This is a genomic window from Caballeronia humi (genome assembly GCF_001544475.1).
In the GTDB taxonomy this organism is placed as follows: Bacteria; Pseudomonadota; Gammaproteobacteria; order Burkholderiales; family Burkholderiaceae; genus Caballeronia; species Caballeronia humi.
Genome location: NZ_FCNW02000190.1, coordinates 1 through 1,234, shown reverse-complemented (window position 1 = coordinate 1,234; position 1,234 = coordinate 1). Strand labels below are relative to the sequence as shown.

Annotated in this window: 2 protein-coding genes and 1 pseudogene; 1 reads left to right on the top strand and 2 read right to left on the bottom strand. The window is 54.8% G+C overall.

Translation table 11 applies throughout. The annotated features are described in order from the left end of the window. Both AWB65_RS34965 and AWB65_RS34960 read right to left on the bottom strand, forming a co-directional pair. Positions 1-127 (bottom strand): annotated as a pseudogene (locus AWB65_RS34965) (transposase); the annotation flags it as partial. A 64-nt stretch (positions 128-191) separates the two neighbouring features. Further along, positions 192-866, bottom strand: a complete 675-nt coding sequence (locus AWB65_RS34960; protein ID WP_445344302.1) for a reverse transcriptase domain-containing protein — start codon at positions 864-866, stop codon at positions 192-194. Positions 867-945: 79 nt separating this feature from the next. Here AWB65_RS34960 and AWB65_RS36170 point away from each other — a divergent pair. Continuing rightward, positions 946-1,234: IS4/Tn5 family transposase DNA-binding protein (locus AWB65_RS36170; protein ID WP_200821879.1), on the top strand; the 289-nt coding region annotated here is incomplete at its 3' end.

Below are 1,234 nucleotides of genomic sequence, written 5' to 3'. Positions count from 1 at the left end.
CATGCAGCAGATCAGGGAGCGCATGTTTGTCGTGCACGTTCGCTGCTGTCACCACGGCGCTGTGTGTCAGCCCCGTTTGGCTGTCCACCCCGATATGAATTTTCATCCCGAAGTGGTGAGTAGGCCCGGGGAGTTTCACCTCGAGCCTCTCGCAGAACCATACGTGACACTCTCGCGTCATACGGCTCCCGTTACCCAACCTTTGATCCAGCGACCCGCCAATGATGGAACAACGATGGGTTTGCGACCTGCATCTTGCGCACCCATTCCGCACTGCGTCGATGACGACCGTGAAGAGTCTTGTACTTGCGCCCCGCCCAACGTTCAAGCGCACGATCAATGTGCTGGAAGAAGCGAAGCATGACCGTCTGGTAAAATTCACCATAGTAGTTCCACCATCCTCGTATCACCGGGTTGTATAGCATCGCCAGGTCGGCAAGCTTGACATGAGTCTGTCTGTTTAGCCGCCACCTGCGCACCGTTTGCCGCATCCGCTTCAAGGCGTCGTTGCTAGCCCCCGGAAGGAAGCTGGTAAATAGCCTGTCGTGTTGGCTATACGCCTTCCTCGGCCGGAACGTGAAGCCGAGGAACGTAAAGCTGACATGCGGATGGTGCTCGGCACGATTGCTGTCCTTGCAATACACGACCTTCGATTTCTCGGGATGCATCGTCAGTCCGCAAGCCGCCAGCCGTGATGCAATGGACCGCATCATGTATTCCGCCTGCTTCTGGCTGCGGCAATGAACCACCGCATCGTCGGCATAGCGGGCAAACGGGCAATTTGGACTGGTGCGCTGCATCCAATGGTCGAACGCGTAATGCATGAACAGGTTCATCAAAATGGGACTGACCTTTCGATTACCCACAATTCTTAGCACTACCCTCTGTTAACCGAAGGACGATTCTGTTAACGTCATTGCATGCACATACGACGGGCAGAGAGGAATGGCTAAGCGACAGCACGCGAAAACTGCTTCTGATACGGCGTTTCAATCCGGCGATGCCTGGTTGGATGAGGAAATTGGGCGAAGCCGGTTTCGCGATGAACGCCTTGGCAAGAGATTCCGGCTAGTGTTGGAGCGTTTGTGGAGCTGCATTGGGCAAAGCATTCCAATGGCTTTTCAAGACTGGTGTAATACGAAGGCAGCATACCGGTTTCTTTCCAATCCCAAGGTCACTGAACAGGATATTCTGGGCGGACACTTTGAAGCAACGCGAAGCCGCTTTGCCGTCA